Origin of the sequence: Actinoplanes sp. NPDC051470 (genome assembly GCF_040682035.1) — a bacterium.
GTDB lineage: Bacteria > Actinomycetota > Actinomycetes > Mycobacteriales > Micromonosporaceae > Actinoplanes.
Genome location: NZ_JBFBAA010000008.1, coordinates 13931 through 32806, shown reverse-complemented (window position 1 = coordinate 32806; position 18876 = coordinate 13931). Strand labels below are relative to the sequence as shown.

Sequence of the window (18876 nt, the reverse complement as noted above, 5' to 3'; positions counted from 1 at the left end):
ACAACCTGTACCCCATGGCCCTGCGCCTCGACGGCCGTCGTGTGCTCGTCGTCGGCGGCGGCGCGGTGGCCACCCGCCGGATGCCCGCCCTGCTCGCGGCCGGCGCCGTCGTCGAGGTGGTCTCGCCCGAGCTGACCCCGGCGCTGCGTGCGCTGGCCGACCAGGGCCGCCTGAGCTGGAACGAACGTACTTTCGCTCCCGAGGACGTCCGCGGGGCCTGGCTGGTGCAGGTGGCGGTCGACGATCCGGTGGCGGCGGCAGCGGTCAGCGCGGCCGCCGAGGAAGAGCAGATCTTCTGCGTACGCGCGGACGACCGCGACGCGGCGACGGCCTGGACCCCGGCCGTGACCCGGCACGGCGAGATCACCGTGGCGGTGACCGACAGCGGCGACCGGCGCCGCGCGATCGGCGTCCGTGACTCGGTGGCGACCGCGCTGGAGTCGGCGACCGCGACCGAGCCGATGCCGGCCGGCGTGGCCCTGGTCGGCTCCGGCCCCGGCGACCCCGAGCTGATCACCGTGCTGGGCCGGCGCCTGCTGGCCGCGGCCGACGTGGTGGTGGCCGACCGGCTGGTGCCCGGCCCGCTGCTGGCCGACCTGCGCCCGGACGCCGAGTTCGTGGACGCGGCCAAGATCCCGTACGGGCCGTCGGCGGCGCAGGAGGAGATCAACCGGATCCTGGTCGACCGGGCCAAGGCCGGGAAGTTCGTGGTGCGGCTCAAGGGCGGTGACCCGTACGTCTTCGGGCGCGGCGGCGAGGAGGCGATCGCCTGTGCCGAGGCGGGCGTCCCGGTGCGCGTGGTGCCCGGCGTGACCAGCGCGGTGGCGGCGCCCGCGCTGGCCGGCATCCCGGTCACCCAGCGCGGGGTGGCGCACGAGTTCACCGTGGTCTCCGGGCACGTGCCGCCGGACAGCCCGGCGTCGCTGGTGGACTGGGCGGCGCTGGCCCGGATGCGCGGGACGGTGGTCGTACTCATGGGCCTGAAGAACCTGCCCTTGATCGTCGAGGCGCTGATCAAGCACGGCCGGGCGGCGGCGACCCCGGCCGCGGTGGTGCAGGAGGGGTCGACCGAGGCGCAGCGCAGCCTGCGTGGCACCCTCGGATCGATCGCGACCCAGGTGGTCGACGCCGGCATCCGGCCACCGGCGGTCGTGGTGATCGGAGAAGTCGCCGCGATCGTGGCGTGATTCCTGTGACTGAGGGGTAACTCACTGAAATGGAGCCCAGACCACAGATGACGGTGACGGGCGTTGTCCTCGACGCTCCGGACGCCAACGAGTTAGCGGCCTTCTACCAGCGCCTGCTGGGCTGGTCGGTGATCCAGGAGGATCCCGGCTGGGTCCGGCTGGCCGCTCCGGCCGGTGGCGCCGGCCTCTCGTTCCAGACCGAGACCCGGTACGTACGCCCGGTCTGGCCGGCCCAGGCCGACGACCCCCAGATGAGCGTGCACCTCGACATCCAGGTGGACGACCTGGACGAGGCCGGGGCCCACGCCGAGAAGGCGGGCGCGACCAAGGCCGACTTCCAGCCGCAGGAAGACGTCCGGGTCTACCTCGACCCGGACGGCCATCCCTTCTGCCTGTATCTCTAGCTGTTCCCCCGGGACAGGTCGGCCGCGATGTCCAGCTCTTCCAGGAAGTTCTTGGCCCACGCGGCCACATCGTGAGTGCGTAGGTGGCGCTGCATGGTCCGCATCCGGCGCTTCTGCTCGGTCGGCTCGGCGGCCACCGCGCGCAGCAGCGCGTCCTTCACGCCGTCCGGGTCGTGCGGGTTGCACAGGAAGGCCTGCCGCATCTCGGTCGCGGCCCCGGCGAACTCGCTGAGCACCAGCGCGCCACCGCGGTCGGCCCGGGAGGCGACGTATTCCTTGGCCACCAGGTTCATGCCGTCTCGCAGCGGCGTGACCATCATGATGTCGGCGGCCGCGTAGAGCGCCGCCAGCTCGGCCTTGGGCATCGACTGGTGCAGGTAGTGCACCGCGGGCACGCCGACCCGGCCGAACTCGCCGTTGATCCGGCCGACCTCGCGCTCCACCCGTACTCGAAGGGTCTGGTAATGCTCGACCCGCTCGCGGCTGGGCGTGGCCACCTGCACCATCACCGCATCGCCGACCTTGAGCTTGCCGTCCGCGAGCAGTTCCCGGAACGCCTTGAGGCGCAGCTCGATGCCCTTGGTGTAGTCGAGCCGGTCGACCCCCAGGATGATCGTCTCGGGGTCGCCCAGCTCGCCCCGGATCTCCTTGGCCCGGGCCTGCACCTTGGGGTCGGCGGCGAGCCGTTCCATGTCCTGGGTGTCGATGCTGATCGGGAAGGCGCCGGCCTTCACCTTGCGTCCGTCGACCTGGATCGACTGGCCCTCGTAGCGCAGGCCGAGCAGGTGCCGGGCCAGCCGCACGAAGTTCTGCGCGGCCAGCCGCTGCTGGAAGCCGACCAGGTCGGCGCCGAGCAGGCCGCGCAGCACCTCGGCGCGGAACGGCATCTGCATGAACAGCTCGATCGGCGGGAACGGGATGTGCAGGAAGAAGCCGATCCGGAGGTCGGGCCGCAGCTCGCGGAGCATGGCCGGCACCAGTTGGAGCTGGTAGTCCTGCACCCAGACGGTGGCGCCCTCGGCCGCCACCTCGGCCGCGGCCTCGGCGAACCGCTGGTTGACCACGCGGTAGGTCTCGCGCCACCGGCGCTTGTAGACCGGCGTCTCGACGGCGTCGTGGTAGAGCGGCCAGATGGTGGCGTTGGACTGGCCCTCGTAGTAGCGCTCCAGTTCCGCGTTGCTCAGCGGCACCGGGTGGATCCGGATGCCCTCGAGCTCGAACGGCTCGGGCGCGTCACCGTCGCCGCCGGCCCAGCCGATCCAGGTGCCGCGGTGTTCGGTGAGGACGGGGTGCAGCGCGGTGACCAGACCACCGGGACTGGGCCGCCACTGCCGCTCGCCGTCATCGGTGATCACCTCGTCGACGGGCAGGCGGTTGGCGACAACGACGAAGGAACTTCGTTCGGCCACGCTGGTGCACCTCCGGGTCGTAGCTAGTTCCCACCGGAGAGCCTACTGTGCGTAGCTGAATGCGGGGTCCCCGCTTGTGGCGTCCGGGTGGCATTCTGTTCCGGTGAGCTCGTCCGATGATCTTCCCCCGCCGCGGCGGCCACTGTTCTTCCCTGTGGTCATTGCCACGACGTTTCTCTGCATCATCGGCATCTCGGTCGGCATTCTCCTCGCCAACGAGCGCGACCGCCGCGAGGCGTTGAATCAGGGGAACAACAACACCCCGAGCGTCGTCGGCTCCCCACCGACCGAAGCGCCGCCCGAGGAGCCGAGCCCAGCGCCGTCCCTCGACGGTGAGCCCTGCCGCGAGGAGACGCTCGCCGCGGCCGCGAAGGCTGGATACCCCGGACCGCTGGCGATAGTCCTGCACCTGCGGACCAGAACCTCCGACGTCTACATCTGCCGGGACGCCTCGGACCGGTACTTCTACCACGCCAACAACGGCGGCAACGACGAGTGGATCGAGGGGGAGACCGCGCTCTTCGTGAGCAGGGTCGAGCGCCGGCCGGACGACTTCCTGGCCGTCGCCAACAACGGCACCACCCTGTCGGTCACCAAGAAGCGGCTCCTGATCACGTTCACCGACGGCCGCAAGGAGACACAGAAGGCGGTGTCCTAGGAATTCCGGGGAGGGTCGGCGGGGTTGTACAACCGGTGCCCTGGGAGGATGGGTGCCCACTGCTCACAATGTCGTCGACACGGAGGTAGGCCGCACCGTGGCCCAGTACATCTACACGCTGGAGAAGGCGCGCAAGGCGCACGGCGACAAGGTCGTTCTCGACAACGTCACGCTGAGCTTCCTGCCCGGCGCCAAGATCGGCGTGGTCGGCCCGAACGGCGCCGGCAAGTCCACGCTGCTCAAGGTCATGGCCGGGCTCGAGACGCTGAGCAACGGCGAGGCCCGGCTGATGCCCGGCTACACCGTCGGCATGCTCGCCCAGGAACCGCCGCTCAACGAGGAGAAGACCGTCCTCGGCAACATCGAGGAAGCCGTCACCGAGACCAAGGCCAAGCTCGACCGGTTCAACAAGATCGCCGAAGAGATGGCCACCGACTACACCGACGAGCTGATGGAGGAGATGGGCAAGCTCCAGGAACAGCTCGACAACGTCAACGCCTGGGACCTCGACTCCCAGCTCGAGCTGGCCATGGACGCGTTGCGCTGCCCGCCGCCGGACGCCGACGTCACCCAGCTCTCCGGCGGTGAGCGCCGCCGGGTCGCGCTGTGCAAGCTGCTGCTCGAGGCGCCCGACCTGCTGCTGCTCGACGAGCCCACCAACCACCTCGACGCCGAGAGCGTGCAGTGGCTGGAGCAACACCTGGCCAAGTACGCCGGCACGGTCATCGCCATCACCCACGACCGGTACTTCCTGGACAACGTGGCCGGCTGGATCCTCGAGCTCGACCGTGGCCGGGCCATCGGCTACGAGGGCAACTACTCGACGTACCTCGAGAAGAAGCAGCAGCGTCTCTCGGTCGAGGGCCGCAAGGACGCCAAGATGAAGCGGCGGCTGTCCGAGGAGCTCGAGTGGGTCCGCTCCAACGCCAAGGCCCGGCAGACCAAGAGCAAGGCCCGGCTGGAGCGGTACGAGGAGATGGCCACCGAGGCCGAGAAGACCCGGAAGCTGGACTTCGAGGAGATCCAGATCCCGCCGGGCCCGCGCCTGGGCAACACCGTCATCGAGTCCAACGACCTGGTCAAGGGCTTCGACGGGCGGATCCTGATCGGCCACCTGTCGTTCTCGCTGCCGCGCAACGGCATCGTCGGCATCATCGGCCCGAACGGCGTCGGCAAGACCACGCTGTTCAAGACCATCGTCGGGTTCGAGAAGCCCGACTCGGGCGAGGTCCGGGTCGGTGAGACTGTGTCCCTGTCGTACGTCGACCAGAACCGCTCCGGCCTCGACGGCAGCAAGACCGTGTGGGAGGTCGTCTCGGACGGCCTGGACCACCTGATGGTCGGCAAGGTCGAGATGCCGTCCCGGGCCTACGTGGCCGCCTTCGGCTTCAAGGGCCCCGACCAGCAGAAGCCGGTCAAGGTGCTGTCCGGCGGCGAGCGCAACCGGCTCAACCTCGCGATGACGCTGAAGATCGGCGGCAACGTGGTCCTGCTCGACGAGCCGACCAACGACCTCGACGTCGAGACGCTCTCCAGCCTCGAGAACGCGCTGCTCGACTTCCCGGGCTGCGCGGTGGTCATCTCCCACGACCGGATGTTCCTGGACCGCGTCGCCACCCACATGCTGGCCTGGGAGGGCACCGACGAGGAGCCCGACAAGTGGTTCTGGTTCGAGGGCAACTACGAGGCGTACGAGAAGAACAAGATCGACCGCCTCGGTGCTGACGCGGCCCGCCCGCATCGAGTCACCTACCGCAAGCTCACCCGTGACTAGGTTCGTTCATGACGTGGCCGTTCGCTGGTCCGACATGGACGTGTACGGCCACGTCAACAACGCGCGCTTCCTCACGCTGTACGAGGAGGCGCGCGTTGCCATGTTCTTCCTCGGCGCCCGCGAGAGCGGCCTGACCTCGTTCGAGGAGGGCATCGTCATCTCTCGCCACGAGGTCGACTACGTGCGGCCGGTCGACTTCGGTCAGGCGATCCGTATCGAGATGTGGATCTCGCAGTTGCGCGCGGCCAGCTTCGTGGTGTCGTACGAGCTGTTCGACGAGGGTGTGCTGGCCGGCCGGGCGAAGTCCTGGTGCGTGCCGTACAACCTGGCCGAAGGCTTCCCGCGCCGGCTGAGCGAGGCGGAGCGCGACTTCCTCAAGCCGTACGCCGAGCTATGACGCTGTCGGGCATCGCTGACGCCGGCGCCTTCCTGGCCCGGCTGGTCCGGCTGGACAAGGCCGCCCCGGTGCGCCTGCGGCCGGCCGGTCCCCGGGTCGCGATGTGGGCCCGGCTGCCGTGGGACGTGCTGGTCACCCGCGAGGTCGACGGCACGGTCGAGGACGACATCACGGTGTCGGCGGCTGAGTTGCTGTCCCGTTTGTCGCGGTCGGACGATTCGCTCCCGGCGCGCCGGGACGCCGACTGGCGCTGGCCCGTCCCGTCGGCCGGTGGCAGCGTGGTCGAACACGTCGCCGTGGCCGAGCTGAGCCGGCTCGCCATCGCCGCGGCCGGGACGTTGCGTGAGGTCACCGGGGGTGGCCTGGGTCGCGCCGTCGGATCGCGCATGGTTCGTGACGCTCTGCTCGACCACGTTGCACTGGTCGTCACGCCCGCCGACGGCGTTCCGGTGGAGATTCCGCAACGACTCGTCCAGGCGACTTCGCGGATGGGATTTCTCGGACCGGCCGATGTGGAGGGTCCTGATGCGAGAGTGCTGGTGTCGGGACGCTGGGTGGGAGTTTCCGCACCATATGGAGTTGCATGGCTACAGCGGGTCAAGAAACTGACCGTTATGCCTATCTCGACTCACCCGAAAGGGTGATGGCGTATCGGTCAACCGGTCGCGCCCTCCGGTTGGGGGGATGACCTCCGAGATCTGTACGGGTAGCGTCGCTGCCCGGGGTCCCCGCTACGTCCGGCGGCCGACCTGCTGGGGAGCGAGGTGCAACAACGATGCCGTGGTGGTCATGGCGTCCCGGCTCGTCCGGGGGTGACCGGCCCGAGGCCGGTGGCGAGGTCGCGTTGCAGAGCAGCGTCCGCGTCGGAGTACCCGCCCAGCGTGATCCCGGGCATTCGGCTCCACCGGCCGAATTGTCCACGATCGACGAGGGTGACCAGGTTCAGCCGGTAACGCTGACCCGCATCGGCAAGGCCCTCGACCTGCTCGACATCCGGTTCCTCGCCGACGGCGGCGGGTCGCTGCTGGCCATGTGGGAACGGCACGCGGTGCTGTTCACCCTCGAAGGGCCCGATGACGAGATCCTCGTGATGCGCGCCCGGCCCCACTCCACCGTCCCGCCCGACTGGGCCGACCGGGCCTACCGCGTGGTCAACGAGTGGAACCACACCCGCCGGTTCTGCAAGGCGTATGTGGGCGACCCGACCGAGCGGGGGCAGCTGCCGATCTACGCGGAGCTGCAGGTTCCGCTCAACTCGGGCGCCCACGACGCCCTGCTCGTCGAGATGCTCGACTGCGGCGCCGCCGTCGCCACGTCCTTCGTGGACTGGCTGCACGACGAGGGCGCCCTGCTGTAGGGCTGTCCGGCCGCCCTAGATGGTTGATTCCAAGGGTTTCAGTGGTCGTACGCGGTCAGGGAGCGCATGACCGGCTGGCCGGTGTGCCAGTTGTGCCAGATCGCGGCGGTCAGGGCGAGGACGCGTTGCAGGACTCGAACGGTGACGCCGGTGATGGTCCGGCCACCGTGTCGTTCAAGATCGAGTTGGCCTTTGAGGGTCTGGTTGACCGACTCGATGCTCTGCCGCACGGCGCGTAGTAGTCCTCGGCCGGGGCGTTGCGGTTCGGTGCGGTACGCGGGCCTGACGACGGTGATACCGCTGTCGTTGAGCCAAGTTTCGGTGTCGCGGTCGCGGTAGCCCTTGTCCACGACCAGAATCAGCCCGTCGCGGTGGTGGAACATGGTCGGCTGCAGGGACACCAGATCGACGAGGACTTCGCGTTCGTCGGTCTTGGCGTTGCTCAACGCGAATGCGACGGGCAGGCCGTGCACGGTGGTGACCAGATGCAGCCGCAGACCCCAGAACAGCCTCGAATGCGAAGCGCAGTAGCCGTAGCCGGCCCAGCCGGCCAGGCCGGAACGCAGGACGGTCTCGCGGGACATGCCGCACGGCACCGGGGTGGAGTCAGCGATCCGGATCGGGTGCTGCCACAGATCGGTGTCGGTGACCAGCACAGTGATGAAATGGGCCAGCTGGGTGGTGAGTCTGCGCAGGCGCTTGTTGTAGCCGGGCTGTTTGGGCAGGTCAGGGAACAGGTGGATCAACGACTTGCGGGCGTAGCGGATCCACCGGCTCTCGTTGTGGTAACCCCGCAAAGCCTGCATCACCGACACGGTGATCAGCTCGGCGTCAGTGATCCGCGGGGTGATCCCGACCTTCGGCCGGTACGGGCTGAGCTGCGGGGACGCCTTCAACTCGTCATCGATCCTGACGTACAGTGCGGTCGCGAGGGTGTCCAGATCGACGTGCACGGGGCCTCCATGGTCTCGTTGCCTAGGCAACGAGACCATGGAGGCCCTCGCGCCTGCTCGCCGTCCCGCACCCCTTGGAATCGATCATCTAGTTCAGCGGGAACATGCCCACTCGGCCGTGGTACTCCTTGCCCAGCTTGTCGGTGTCGCTTCCGACCAGGAGGCCGTTGCTGGTGGGGATCAGGGCGCGGACGCCTACGCCGCGGGAGCGGGTGGGGTCCCAGGGGAGGGCCTTGCCGGTGGTGGGGCTGACCGCGCCGATGCCTTCGCGCTTGACCGCGCCGGGGCCGGGACCCTTGGCGTCGCTGCCGTACGGGTTGTCCAGGTAGCGCTGGTGGCCGCCCAGGTAGACGGCGGCGCCGGTCACCGCCACGGCGTAGAGGGAGTCGCCGCCGGTGCGCTGGACCCAGGTCGGGTTCTGCTTGCCGGGCGCCACCTCGAAGCGGGCGGCCGAGTCGCAGAGCTTGACCGCGGACGAGGCCCGGCCGGTGGCCGCGACCACGAAGTATTTGCCGTCGGGGGAGAACTTGACCTGGCGGAGGTAGGTGTCGAAACCCTTCATGCACTCCGGCTTGTAGGCGTCGGTGTACCAGCTGGAGAGGGAAGCGGTGGCGCCGGCCACGTCGAACAGGGCGATCTGGGTGCGGTCGGCGGTGCCGGACTTGAGCAGGGCGCCGACCGCGATCAGCTTGCTGCCGTCGGCGGTCACGTCGAAGTGCTCGACCCGGGTGCGGTCCAGGCCGGGGGCGGAGAGCTTGGCGTCGAAGCCGGCGTCGACCGCGCCGGTGAGGGCGTTCATCCGGGCCAGGCCGGCCCGCGGGGTGCCGTTGATGGCCGAGAACGTGCCGCCGGCGTACAGCCACTTGCCCCGGACGGCCAGCGCCCGGGCGTCGCCCCAGTTCTGCTTCGCGGTGAAGCTGCTGAGCCGCTGGCCCGAGGCGAGCGAGACGCGGGCCAGGCCACGCTGGGCGGCGCCGCTGACCGTCTTGAACGCGCCGCCGAGGTAGACCGTGTTACCGGCGCCGGGCGCCAGGGCGTACACCGCACCGTCGACGGCCGGCGCGAACGGGCGGACCGCGCCGTCGTTCAGGCCGTACGCGAACACGTTGCGCCGCGCGTACGTCTGCGTCTTGGCGCTGTTGGTGACCTGCGTGAAGCTGCCGCCCACCACGACCGTGTCACCCACCACCGTGATGGCCCACACCGTGCCGTCCTGCACATGCGGGGTGTAGTCGACCGGATTGACCGAGACGACCTTCGGTTGGGCCAGGTCGGCGGCGGCCGGTGCCGCGGTGGCGGCCAGACCGGTGACGGCCAGCAGGGCGGTGGCGGCGGCGGACAGGCGTCGGCGCATCTGAGCGGCTCCAGGGTCGGGTAGTGATCATTCGATCAACGACCGACCCGCCGCCCGGGATGCTCTCAGGGCGTGTCTCGTGGATCAGCCAGGGCTGCGACGTGGCCCAGAGCGCGCCTGACGGCACCCACGACACACCCACATCCGACACCAGGATGAGGGCGCGCCGTGCGCGACGCCAGCCACACTCTGGACCGCGCCTCGCACTTGGCTGACCCGCGAGACACGCCCTACTCGGCGTTGACCATGAATTGCGCGGCCCGCTCCAGGTAGTCCCAGAGGGCCGAATGGTGGGGCTCGGGCAGCCCGAGCGAGTCGACCGCGTCGCGCATGTGGGTGATCCAGGCGTCCCGGGCGGCCGGCGTCACCTGGAACGGCGCGTGCCGCATCCGCAGCCGCGGGTGCCCCCGGGACGCCGAGTAGGTGTTCGGGCCGCCCCAGTACTGCATCAGGAACAGCGTCAGCCGGTCGGCGGCCGGGCCCAGGTCTTCCTCCGGGTACATCGGCCGGAGCAGCGGATCGGTCGCCACGCCCTCGTAGAACTTGTCGACCAGGCGCCGGAACGTGGGCTCACCGCCGACCGCGACGAAGAAGCTGGCCTCTTCGACGGGTGGTTCCTTGGACGCTGGGGTGAGTGGCAACTCTCGGGGCGCGGTCACCCGTCTATGGTGCCAGCCGCCTCGCGCAACCGCGGACGGGCCGGAGCCGGTGGCTCGGCCGCCGTCTCCACCTGGCTGCCGGCGCCCGGCCAGCGGTACGCCTGTGCCAGCATCAGCCCGGCGCCGGCCACGCTCCACAGGCCGACCACCACCGGCACCGGCGCGTGATCGGCCAGAACGCCGGTGAGCAGCACCGCGCCGCCCTGCGCCACCTGCAGGCCCTGCTGCATCACGCCGAACGCGCGGGCCCGGTAGCCGTGTGGCAGGCAGAGCACGAACTGGGTGTTCAGGGTCGGGATCAGCCCGCCCATCGCGGCGCCGGAGAGAAGTGTGAGCACCACCACGATCGGGACCGGCGGGGAGGTGACCGCCGGGATCAGCATCAGCGGCGCGAGCACGGCCAGCGGCCGGATCAGCCGGTGCCGGGTGGCCTGGGTGATCAGCCGGCCGGTGATCAGGCCGCCGATCACGAAGCCGACCGGGCCGGCCGCCATGATCATGCCCTGGCCCAGGCCGCGGCTCACCGAACCCGGGTCACTCTGCGCGGCCCAGGCCGCGGCCAGGCCCTCGGGCACGATCGAGAACGCCGAGATGGAGAACGCGAGCAGCGCGATCGACCGCAGCATCCGGCTGCCGAAGACCAGGCGGAACCCTTCCGCGGACTCCTTCACCAGGTGGGTGCGCTGTCCTTCGGGCACGGCCGGCGGCCGATGCCGTACGCCGCCGGCGACCAGCAGCGCGGAGGTGACGAACAGCAGGGCGACGATGCCCATGGCCAGCCGCGGGTTGGCCGCCGCGGCCACGGTCGCGCCGACCAGGTAGCCGGCGACCTGCGCGGCCTGGATGGTGGTGGCGTTCGCGGCCATCGCCACGGCCATCCGTGACCGGCCCAGCATCAGCGGCATCAGGGCCGAGCGGGCGGCCTGGATCGGCACGCCGGCCAGGGTCACGGCGAAGAGCACGGCCAGGATGGCCGGCCACGGCACGCCGGGGATGACCAGGATCAGGATCAGAGCGGTACGCGCGAGGTCGCCGAGAACCATGGCCGATCGGTACGAGTGCCGTTCGGCCAGCGCGGCCAGCAGCGGCCCGAACAGCAGCCACGGCAGATAGCTGGTGGCGAAGGCGGCCGCGGACAGCAGGACCGAGTCGGTGCGCTGGAAGACCAGCACGGTCACGGCGGCCCGGGCCAGGTAGTCGCCGATCCAGGAGGCGATCAGCGCCAGGTAGACGGCGCGGTACTCGGACACGGCGAAGACGTCCCGGAAGGTCACCGGTCGGTCGACGGACACCCGGCCCCCGCTCTGTCGAGAAGTAGTCCGCGCGTACATGACGCTGCACGTGCAGATGCTCTGTGCGGGATTCTGCCCGATCGGCCGACCGGTGGCTAGGGCGTACGGCGGTAACACGCCACGAACGGGCGAGATCGGACATCACCCGTTCGCCGTACGTGGTGGTAAGAACATCTGCCAGTGACGGTTCAGGCCACGGCCTGGTTAGTTGGGGCCGCCGGTCTCGCTCGCCGAGTTGTAGGGCGCGGCGGGCCGGGGGAGCAGTCGCGAGGCGGCGATCCGCCCCGAGATGCCGGAGTTCTCCAGCGCCTCGCTCAGCGCCCGGCGCAACTCGCGCTGGACCGCGATCTGCCCGTCCGCGGTCGTCTTGGCGATGGTCCGGATGGTGGCGCCGTCCACCGTGATCGTCTCCACGCCGACCACGTCCGGTGGCTCGAGGAACTCGGTGGCGTGGTCGGGGTCCTCGGCGACCCGCACCGCGGCCGTACGCATGACCGAGATCGCCTCCTCCGAGTTGACGAACCCGATCGGGATGTCGATCACCACCATCGCCCAGCCCTGGCTCTTGTTGCCCACCCGGAGAATTTCACCGTTGCGTACGTACCAGAGCACGCCCCGCGCGTCCCGCACCGTGGTGATCCGGAGCCCGACCGACTCCACCACCCCGCTGGCGTCGCCCAGGTCGACCGAGTCACCCACGCCGTACTGGTCCTCGAGCAGCATGAACAGGCCCGCTATCAGGTCCTTGACCAGGCTCTGGGCGCCGAAGCCGAGGGCCACGCCGACGATGCCGGCGCTGGCCAGCAGCGGCGCCAGGTTGAACCCGAACTCACCCATCACCAGCAGGGCGGCGATGGTGAACACGATCGCGGTCACGAAGCTGCGCAGCACCGACCCGATCGCCTCGGCGCGCTGCCGCCGGCGTTCCGGGATGAACGTGCCCTCTTCCGCCGCCGGCGTGGTGCGTTCCTTCAGCGGCTTGAGCAGGGCCGGCATCGAGGCGCGTGAGGTGCTGGTGGTCAGCCGGCGGATGGCCCGGTGGATGAGCCAGCGGACCAGCATCGCGATCAGGACGATGCCGATGATCCGCAGCGGCTTCAGGATGATCAGGAAGCTGCTGTTGGCCAGCCACTGGTTGCCGGTGAACTCGTAGACCTGGCGGCACAGGGCGTCGGCGTTACAGCCGTCGGTGATGTCCTTGATGCTGGGCGAGAAGTCGACGCCGGGGGTGGACGGACCGGGAGAAGGGGCTAAGGGCAGCACGGGAGACCACCTTAACGACCGTGGTTGAACCCGTCCCCCGACCAGGGGACCTCAGACGTTTACCGCCCGGCCACAGATTGTGCTCGCAATTCCGTCATTCATCAGGGACTATTGGGCGCACGGGTACCGGAGATCGCCGGGTTCCCTGGCGTTACTTCCAGCACACGTCTAGGTCGGGAGCGGTGAGCAGCAACACACCTGAAAGGTGCTAACGATGCCTGACATACGACCCACAGTGGGCTCCTCCGCGTTGGTGTTGAACGCTACCTACGAGCCCTTGTGCGTCGTATCGGTGCGTCGAGCGACCATTCTCGTGCTGACCCTGAAGGCCGAGTGTGTCTCCGACGGCGATGGCTTGCTCCACAGCGCCCGTCACACGCTTCCCGTCCCGTCGGTGGTCCGGCTGACGCGCTACGTGAAGGTTCCGTACCGCACCCACATCGGCCTCTCCCGCCGCGCGATCTTCGCCCGTGACGGCGGCCGCTGCGCCTACTGCCGCGGTTCGGCCGAGACCATCGACCACGTCTTCCCGCGCAGCCGTGGTGGCCTGCACGCCTGGGAGAACGTGGTCGCCGCGTGCGCCAAGTGCAACCACAGCAAGGGCGACAAGACGCCGGCCGAGCTGGGCTGGCGGCTCCACCACGCGCCGGCCGCCCCCCGGGGGGTGGCCTGGCGGGTGCTCGGCCACCGCACGCCCGACCCGCGCTGGGCCGACTGGCTCGACCTCCCGAGCGTCCCCGAGGCCGAGGCGGCGTAGGGCGCCCTGGCTCACCGGCCCTTGGTGCCGGTCAGGCTGGCGAACACCACGATGTTGTCGCTGTACCCGCGCGTGCCGCCCAGCCAGGTGCCGCCGCAGGTGACCAGGCGCAGCGACGGCCGGCTGTAGTCGCCGTAGACCTTCTCGACCGGCAGTTTCGCCTTGCCGTAGTTCTCCACCGAGTTGATCGTGAACAGCGCCACCTCCCGATCGTCCCGGAGAACCTCGATGACCTGGCCGGGCTTCAGCTTGGCCAGGTCGTGGAAGACCGACGGGCCGGTGCGGGTGTCGGCATGGCCGACTATCATCGCCGGGCCGAACTGGCCCGGGGTGGGTCCCTCCCGGAACCAGCCCGCCTCGTTGTGGCGTTGCACCGGCGGCACGTCGACCGACCCGTCCTTGGCCAGCCCGACCTCGAGGAGCGGCGCCTCGACCTTGATCGCCGGGATCGTCACCCGCAGCGGGCGGCTCGGCTCCAGCACCGGGAAGGCGCGCGGCGGCGGCTTGTCCGGGCCGCGGAACCAGCCGCCGATGTTCAGGCCGGTGGCGTTGCCCAGGCCCATGCCGACGCAGAACAGCCCGATGAAGACCAGCCCGCCGGCGATCCAGCCGATCGGCAGGCGCCTTCGGCGTACGGCCGTGCGGGCCGCGGGCGGCTGGAACCGCGCCGGCTCGATCGGCGGCGGAGCGGCCACCGGGAGCCGCGGCCGCGGGACGACCTCGGCCGGGCGCTTGCGGCGTACCGAGTCGGGCAGCCGGGCCGGACTCAACCCAGCCGCCGGCGGCGCGCGGCGAACACGGCCAGCGCGATACCGGCGGCGATCGCGCCGGCCCCGCCACCGATCATCAGCGGCGCCTGCCGCCCCGGCGCGGTGCCGCCCCCGCCGGTCGCCGGGCCCTGCCTCGGCTCGACCCGGGCCACCACGTGCAGGACGGCGGTGGCGGACAACTTGTCGGGGCAGCGCAGGGTCACCCGGTAGTCGCCGGGCTGGATGGTGCGGCCGATGCGGGTGGTCGCGGTCAGGAACCCGAAGCTCGGCTTGACCTCGATCGATCCCCAGGGCTCGGCGGCCACCACGGCGGCGGTCAGGTTGTCGGTGCAACTGGCGCGGAGGCCCACCTCGTCGCCCGCGCGGACGGTGCTCGGGTTGGTCTCGACGAAGACGGCGGCCGCCGCGCCGGCCGGCGAGGGTGTGGCCAGGATCAAGAAACCGGCTGCCGCGAGCGCGGCCAGGACGGATCTGCGCATGGGCTCCCCCTCCGACACGATCGGTTCAAGATGGCGCGTGAGGGTGATTTTCGCACCTCGAGGCGTGTTCCGCGTAGATCCCGACGGCATGAGATAGCGGGAAGACACCCGACGCCTTAGGAGAACCCGCTCTCCGCTACCGTGAAGGTGTGTCCGTGTTGAACACCGTGCTGGTCTACGCGCTGATCCCGTTCGCGGTCATCGCGGTCGTGGCGACCCTGGCGCTCTCCGGGAGCGGCAAGGGCCGGCCCTCGCGCCGCTACCGCCCCGGCCGGCCGTACGACTTCGCGCCGACCTGGTTCCTGTCCGCCCCCGAGCGCACCGGCCCGGCGTCGTCGGCACCCGCGATCGAGGCCGGCGTCATCGAGGACTCGTCCGGTCAGCCTGTCCGCCCCGGCCCGGTTGGAGGCGCAAGTGACCGCTGGTGACCAACACTCGTCGACCACGGTCGAGCGCTCGACCACGGGCGTCGACGGTCCCGAGGGCCAGTCGCGCGGGCCACACCCGTCCAGTTCGGTGGAAGCGCCCGGCGGGCCGACCCTGACCGAAGACCCCCACAAGTCCGAGCCCACGGTGGCCGCGCTGGAGGGTCCGTTCACCACCCGCCAGCTGCTGCGCCTCGACGAGACCCTGCGGGTGGCCGACCAGCAGACCGGGCTGATCTTCAGCGTGTACGTCGGCGACCTCACCGAGCCGGTCCGCGAGGCCGCCCAGGGGCTGCACCGCCAGATCGAGGGCGCCCCGCGCGCCGTGCTCGTGGCGGTCTCACCCAACCAGCGGGTGCTCGAGATCGTCACCGGCAGCGAGGCGCGCAAGCGCATCTCCGACCGTGACGCCAAGCTGGCCGCGCTGTCCATGGCCGCGTCCTTCGCGGGCGGCGACCTGGCCGGTGGCGTGCTCGCCGGCCTCGACCAGCTGGCCACCCACGCCGGCAAGCATTAGATCCAGCTCGACGGAGCGACCCCGACCGGGAACGGCGCGCTGAGACGCACCAGCTCCGGCGGGGCGATCGTCCGCTCGCACTCGTAGCCGGCGTTCGTCAGCGTGTGTGCGTGCAGGACCGGGCCGTCGGAGACCCGCCAGAAATGCGGGATGCCGGCCTCGGCGTAGAGGGACGGCTTGAGCAAGCGGTCGTAGCGGCGGCTGGACGGGCCCTCGACCTCGACCACCAGGGCCACGTCGGACGGGTCGGCCCAGACCGCCCCGGACGACTCCGGACGCAGCACGGTCACGTCGGGGATCAGATGGCTCGGCCCGGCCGCGACACCCAGCCGGGCGCACACCCACCAGCCTTCCGGCGCCGCGCCACGCAGCGTCGTCACCAGGGCGCGCACGACGGCCTCGTGTGGTTCGTCGAGCGGCGGCGTCACGTGCAGGCTGCCGTCCACGATCTCGTAGCGGTGCCCGTCCTGCGGGAACAGGTGCAGGTCGGGCTCCGTCCACGGGCCGTCGGGCGCGGTCCAGCGGACCAGGGAACCGGGGCCGGTCGTCACCCACCCAGCGTACTCACGCTGGGTGGTGACGATGTGACACTTAGCGCTCCGCGATATCCCTGGAACGAGCCTTGATGGCGCGGACCACGCCGTCGCGGCCCTCGGCGACCAGCCGGCGCAGCGACGGGTTGTGACCGTCGGCGGCCAGCCAGGCGTCGGTCAGCGCCACCGTCTCCTCGCTCACCTGGTAGGCCGGGTAGGCCATCATCACGAACTCCTGGGCCGGCTCGCTGTCCGAGCGCTTCCAGACGTTGTCGACGACCTCGAAGAACAGTGGGGCGTACTGCTTGGTCAGCTCCACCTGGGTGGCGTGCTGGAAGCCCTGGAGCAGCGAGCGGTGCAGCCAGTTCGGCAACTCCTCGTCGCTGGTCAGCCGGGCCCACACCGACGCCTTGTTCTCGGCCGTGGGCAGCAGCGCCCGGGCGTACGCGGCCTCGCGCTCGCCGCTGGCCGTGCGGTCGCGGTCGAGCTCGGCCCCGATCTGCTCGTCGGTGGCCCGGCCCTTGGCCGCCAGCGCCTGGAGCAGCGACCAGCGCAGCTCGGTGTCGATGGTCAGGCCCTCGGGCACGCCCTCGCCGGTCAGCCAGCCGCTCAGCGTGGCCAGATCGTCGGCGCCCCGGCCGGACGCGAGGTACGCCCGCGCCCAGGCCAGTTGGAAGCCGCTGCCCGGGGTGGCCGCGGTCAGCGCCGTGCGAGCGGTCTCGGCCAGCCGGGCCCAGCCGGTCGGCGCCCACTCCGGGTCGGCGTACATGACCAGCGCGGTCTGGGCCTGACGCAGGGTCGCCGTGGTCAGGTTGATGTCCTTCTCGGCGGGCAGGCCGCTGCACACCAGCGCCACGTAGTCGCGGGTGGCCAGCTCGGCGTCGCGCACCATGTCCCAGGCGGCGGCCCAGCACAGCGCCCGGGCCAGCGACGAGTCGAAGCCGGCGATGTGGTCGACCACGGTGGCCATCGAGCGCTCGTCCAGGCGCAGCTTGGCGTACGTGAGGTCGTCGTCGTTGAGCAGCAGCACGTCGGCCGCCGGCTGCCCGTTCAGCTGGGTGATCTCGGAGCGCTCGCCGGTCACGTCCAGCTCCAGCAGCTCACGCCGCACCAGCTGGTCGCCGCGCAGGTCGTAGAGGCCGACCCCGATCCGGTGGGTACGCATGGTCGGGTACGCGGCCGGCGCTTCCTGTTGCACGACCACGCTGGTGTACGTGCCGTCGGCGCCCACCTCGATCACCGGCCGCAGCGTGTTGACCTGGGCCGTCTCCAGCCACTGGGCGGCGAACTTGCGCAGTTCCCGGCCGGACGCCGTCTCGAGCTCGGTGAGCAGGTCGTCGAAGGTGGCGTTGGACCACATGTGCTTGCCGAAGTACGCGCGCAGGCCGGCCCGGAAGGCGTCCAGCCCCACGTACGCGACCAGCTGCTTGATCACGCTGGCGCCCTTGGCGTACGTGATCCCGTCGAAGTTGACCTCGACCGCTTCCAGGTCGGGCATCTCGCAGTACACCGGGTGGGTGGACGAGAGCTGATCCTGGCGGTAGCCCCAGTTCTTCCGGATGGACAGGAACGTCGTCCAGGCGTCGGTGAACCGGGTGGCGCTGGTGTTGCACCAGTGGCTGGCCCACTCGGCGAACGACTCGTTCAGCCACAGGTCGTTCCACCAGCGCATGGTGACCAGGTCGCCGAACCACATGTGCGCCAGCTCGTGCAGGATCGTGTTGGCGCGCTGCTCGTACTCGAAGTCGGTGACCTGGGACCGGAAGATGTAGTGGGCCTCGGCGTGCACGACGCAGCCGAAGTTCTCCATCGCGCCGGCGTTGAAGTCGGGCACCCACAGCTGGTCGTACTTGGGCAGCGGGTAGCGCACGCCGAACTGCTCGTGGAAGAAGTCGAAGCCCTGCTTCGTCACCTCGAAGATGTCGTCCGCGTCGAGGTACTGCGCCATCGAGGCCCGGACGAAGGCGCCCAGCGAGATGCCGTCGTGCTCGTCGCGCACCTCGTGGTAGGGGCCCGCGCAGAGCGCCGTGATGTACGAGCTCATCTTCGCCGACGGCGGGAAGTGCACGGTCTTGGCCCCGAACTCGGCCTTGGCCTCGGAGTCGACCGGCATGTTGGAGATCACCCGCCAGTGCGCCGGCACGGTCGCGTGCCAGGTGAAGACGCTCTTCAGGTCGGGCTGGTCGAAGCAGGCGAAGACGCGCTGGGCGTCGGCCGTCTCGAACTGGCTGTAGAGGTAGATCTCCTTGTCGACCGGGTCCATGCTGCGCTGGAGGCCCTGACCGCTCGCGGAGTACGCGAAGTCGGCGTCGACCACCAGCGTGTTGCTCGCGGCCAGCCCGGTCAGCCTCAGGCCGGCCTCGGCCGACCAGCCGGCCGTGTCCACCGGCGCGCCGTTCAGCGTGACCGACCGCAGGCTGGTCGCGGCGACCTCGATGAAGGTCTCGGCGCCGGGCTCGCCGCAGGTGAACGTGACCTCGGTGGTGGAGCGGAAGGTGCCCTCGCCAGGGTTGCCGGAGCCGTCGGTCAGGTCGAGGGTGATCTCGTACCCGTCCACCGTGAGCAGGCGCGCCCGCTCGGCCGCCTCGACCTGGGTCAGGTTACGAACTCCGGCCACGATCACTCCATTCGCGTCGTTCAGGACCGACCGGCCCCCGTCGAGAGTTTTCCACGTCACCCTATGCGTTA

Annotated in this window: 20 protein-coding genes; 10 read left to right on the top strand and 10 right to left on the bottom strand. The window is 70.3% G+C overall.

The features are described 5' to 3' along the window. Positions 1 to 14 precede the first annotated feature (14 nt). Positions 15 to 1187 carry a uroporphyrinogen-III C-methyltransferase gene (gene cobA / locus AB0M54_RS16205; protein ID WP_364331098.1) on the top strand — a complete coding sequence of 391 codons (1173 nt, stop codon included), beginning with the start codon at positions 15 to 17 and terminating at the stop codon, positions 1185 to 1187. Positions 1188 to 1234: 47 nt separating this feature from the next. After that, positions 1235 to 1591, top strand: a complete 357-nt coding sequence (locus AB0M54_RS16200; RefSeq protein ID WP_364471882.1) for a VOC family protein — start codon at positions 1235 to 1237, stop codon at positions 1589 to 1591. Here the strand turns inward: AB0M54_RS16200 and AB0M54_RS16195 are convergent. Continuing rightward, positions 1588 to 3000 carry a trehalose-6-phosphate synthase gene (locus AB0M54_RS16195; RefSeq protein WP_364471880.1) on the bottom strand — a complete coding sequence of 471 codons (1413 nt, stop codon included), beginning with the start codon at positions 2998 to 3000 and terminating at the stop codon, positions 1588 to 1590. The two genes, AB0M54_RS16200 and AB0M54_RS16195, sit on opposite strands and share 4 nt — an antisense overlap. Positions 3001 to 3103: 103 nt before the next feature. Here AB0M54_RS16195 and AB0M54_RS16190 point away from each other — a divergent pair, with 103 nt between their 5' ends. The 5 genes from AB0M54_RS16190 (at position 3104) to AB0M54_RS16170 (ending at position 7186) form a co-directional block, all read left to right on the top strand. After that, positions 3104 to 3658 (top strand): hypothetical protein, encoded by a 555-nt coding sequence (locus AB0M54_RS16190; protein ID WP_364471878.1) that lies wholly within the window; start codon positions 3104 to 3106, stop codon positions 3656 to 3658. 97 nt (positions 3659 to 3755) lie between these two features. Further along, complete coding sequence (gene ettA, locus AB0M54_RS16185) at positions 3756 to 5432, top strand: energy-dependent translational throttle protein EttA (RefSeq protein ID WP_364331205.1); 1677 nt, start codon at positions 3756 to 3758, stop codon at positions 5430 to 5432. Positions 5433 to 5445: 13 nt separating this feature from the next. Then, the gene (locus AB0M54_RS16180) at positions 5446 to 5829 is read left to right on the top strand and encodes a thioesterase family protein (protein WP_364471875.1); all 384 of its coding nucleotides are present in this window, start codon (positions 5446 to 5448) and stop codon (positions 5827 to 5829) included. Beyond that, the gene (locus AB0M54_RS16175; protein WP_364331113.1) at positions 5826 to 6473 is read left to right on the top strand and encodes a hypothetical protein; all 648 of its coding nucleotides are present in this window, start codon (positions 5826 to 5828) and stop codon (positions 6471 to 6473) included. Before AB0M54_RS16180 ends, AB0M54_RS16175 begins: the two co-directional genes overlap by 4 nt. Before the next feature lie 131 nt (positions 6474 to 6604). Next, on the top strand, positions 6605 to 7186 hold the full coding sequence (locus AB0M54_RS16170) for a YbjN domain-containing protein (RefSeq protein ID WP_364331116.1): 582 nt from the start codon (positions 6605 to 6607) through the stop codon (positions 7184 to 7186). Positions 7187 to 7224: 38 nt separating this feature from the next. Here AB0M54_RS16170 and AB0M54_RS16165 read toward each other — a convergent pair whose 3' ends face one another. From AB0M54_RS16165 to AB0M54_RS16145, 5 genes are all read right to left on the bottom strand, one after another. Then, positions 7225 to 8139 (bottom strand): IS982 family transposase, encoded by a 915-nt coding sequence (locus AB0M54_RS16165; RefSeq protein ID WP_364471872.1) that lies wholly within the window; start codon positions 8137 to 8139, stop codon positions 7225 to 7227. An 88-nt stretch (positions 8140 to 8227) separates the two neighbouring features. Next, the gene (locus AB0M54_RS16160) at positions 8228 to 9493 is read right to left on the bottom strand and encodes a PKD domain containing protein (RefSeq protein ID WP_364331119.1); all 1266 of its coding nucleotides are present in this window, start codon (positions 9491 to 9493) and stop codon (positions 8228 to 8230) included. Positions 9494 to 9723: 230 nt separating this feature from the next. After that, positions 9724 to 10134, bottom strand: coding sequence for a globin (locus tag AB0M54_RS16155; RefSeq protein ID WP_364331207.1), 411 nt, complete (start codon positions 10132 to 10134; stop codon positions 9724 to 9726). A gap of 14 nt (positions 10135 to 10148) precedes the next feature. Continuing rightward, entirely contained in the window at positions 10149 to 11444 is a 1296-nt protein-coding gene (locus AB0M54_RS16150) for an MFS transporter (protein ID WP_364331121.1), read from the bottom strand. Between the two features lie 204 nt (positions 11445 to 11648). Further along, positions 11649 to 12611, bottom strand: a complete 963-nt coding sequence (locus AB0M54_RS16145; protein WP_364331208.1) for a mechanosensitive ion channel family protein — start codon at positions 12609 to 12611, stop codon at positions 11649 to 11651. A 310-nt stretch (positions 12612 to 12921) separates the two neighbouring features. On the opposite strand from AB0M54_RS16145, the gene AB0M54_RS16140 reads away from it, so the two are divergent. After that, positions 12922 to 13464: an HNH endonuclease gene (locus tag AB0M54_RS16140; protein WP_364331124.1), complete on the top strand. Its 543-nt coding sequence runs from the start codon at positions 12922 to 12924 to the stop codon at positions 13462 to 13464. A gap of 11 nt (positions 13465 to 13475) precedes the next feature. On the opposite strand, the gene AB0M54_RS16135 is transcribed toward AB0M54_RS16140, so the two are convergent. Then, a complete protein-coding gene (locus AB0M54_RS16135) occupies positions 13476 to 14234 on the bottom strand; it encodes a class F sortase (protein WP_364471869.1) in 759 nt (252 codons plus the stop codon). Continuing rightward, a complete protein-coding gene (locus AB0M54_RS16130) occupies positions 14231 to 14713 on the bottom strand; it encodes a hypothetical protein (RefSeq protein WP_364331130.1) in 483 nt (160 codons plus the stop codon). Before AB0M54_RS16130 ends, AB0M54_RS16135 begins: the two co-directional genes overlap by 4 nt. Positions 14714 to 14862: 149 nt before the next feature. Here AB0M54_RS16130 and AB0M54_RS16125 point away from each other — a divergent pair, with 149 nt between their 5' ends. Further along, on the top strand, positions 14863 to 15141 hold the full coding sequence (locus tag AB0M54_RS16125) for a hypothetical protein (protein ID WP_364331133.1): 279 nt from the start codon (positions 14863 to 14865) through the stop codon (positions 15139 to 15141). 112 nt (positions 15142 to 15253) lie between these two features. Next, positions 15254 to 15655, top strand: coding sequence for a DUF5130 family protein (locus AB0M54_RS16120; protein ID WP_364472267.1), 402 nt, complete (start codon positions 15254 to 15256; stop codon positions 15653 to 15655). Here the strand turns inward: AB0M54_RS16120 and AB0M54_RS16115 are convergent. Both AB0M54_RS16115 and pepN read right to left on the bottom strand, forming a co-directional pair. Beyond that, positions 15652 to 16206, bottom strand: coding sequence for a Uma2 family endonuclease (locus tag AB0M54_RS16115; RefSeq protein WP_364471866.1), 555 nt, complete (start codon positions 16204 to 16206; stop codon positions 15652 to 15654). The two genes, AB0M54_RS16120 and AB0M54_RS16115, sit on opposite strands and share 4 nt — an antisense overlap. A gap of 40 nt (positions 16207 to 16246) precedes the next feature. Beyond that, positions 16247 to 18805: an aminopeptidase N gene (gene pepN, locus AB0M54_RS16110; RefSeq protein WP_364471863.1), complete on the bottom strand. Its 2559-nt coding sequence runs from the start codon at positions 18803 to 18805 to the stop codon at positions 16247 to 16249. Between the last annotated feature and the right edge of the window lie 71 nt (positions 18806 to 18876).

Excerpts from the sequence above, each read along its gene's own strand:
- cobA (WP_364331098.1), top strand. The coding sequence starts at position 15 with ATGGCCCTGCGCCTCGACGGCCGTCGTGTGCTCGTCGTCGGCGGCGGC.
- AB0M54_RS16130 (WP_364331130.1), bottom strand. The coding sequence starts at position 14,713 with ATGCGCAGATCCGTCCTGGCCGCGCTCGCGGCAGCCGGTTTCTTGATC.
- AB0M54_RS16170 (WP_364331116.1), top strand. The coding sequence starts at position 6,605 with ATGCCGTGGTGGTCATGGCGTCCCGGCTCGTCCGGGGGTGACCGGCCC.
- AB0M54_RS16160 (WP_364331119.1), bottom strand. The coding sequence starts at position 9,493 with ATGCGCCGACGCCTGTCCGCCGCCGCCACCGCCCTGCTGGCCGTCACC.
- AB0M54_RS16200 (WP_364471882.1), top strand. The coding sequence starts at position 1,235 with ATGACGGTGACGGGCGTTGTCCTCGACGCTCCGGACGCCAACGAGTTA.
- AB0M54_RS16140 (WP_364331124.1), top strand. The coding sequence starts at position 12,922 with ATGCCTGACATACGACCCACAGTGGGCTCCTCCGCGTTGGTGTTGAAC.
- AB0M54_RS16175 (WP_364331113.1), top strand. The coding sequence starts at position 5,826 with ATGACGCTGTCGGGCATCGCTGACGCCGGCGCCTTCCTGGCCCGGCTG.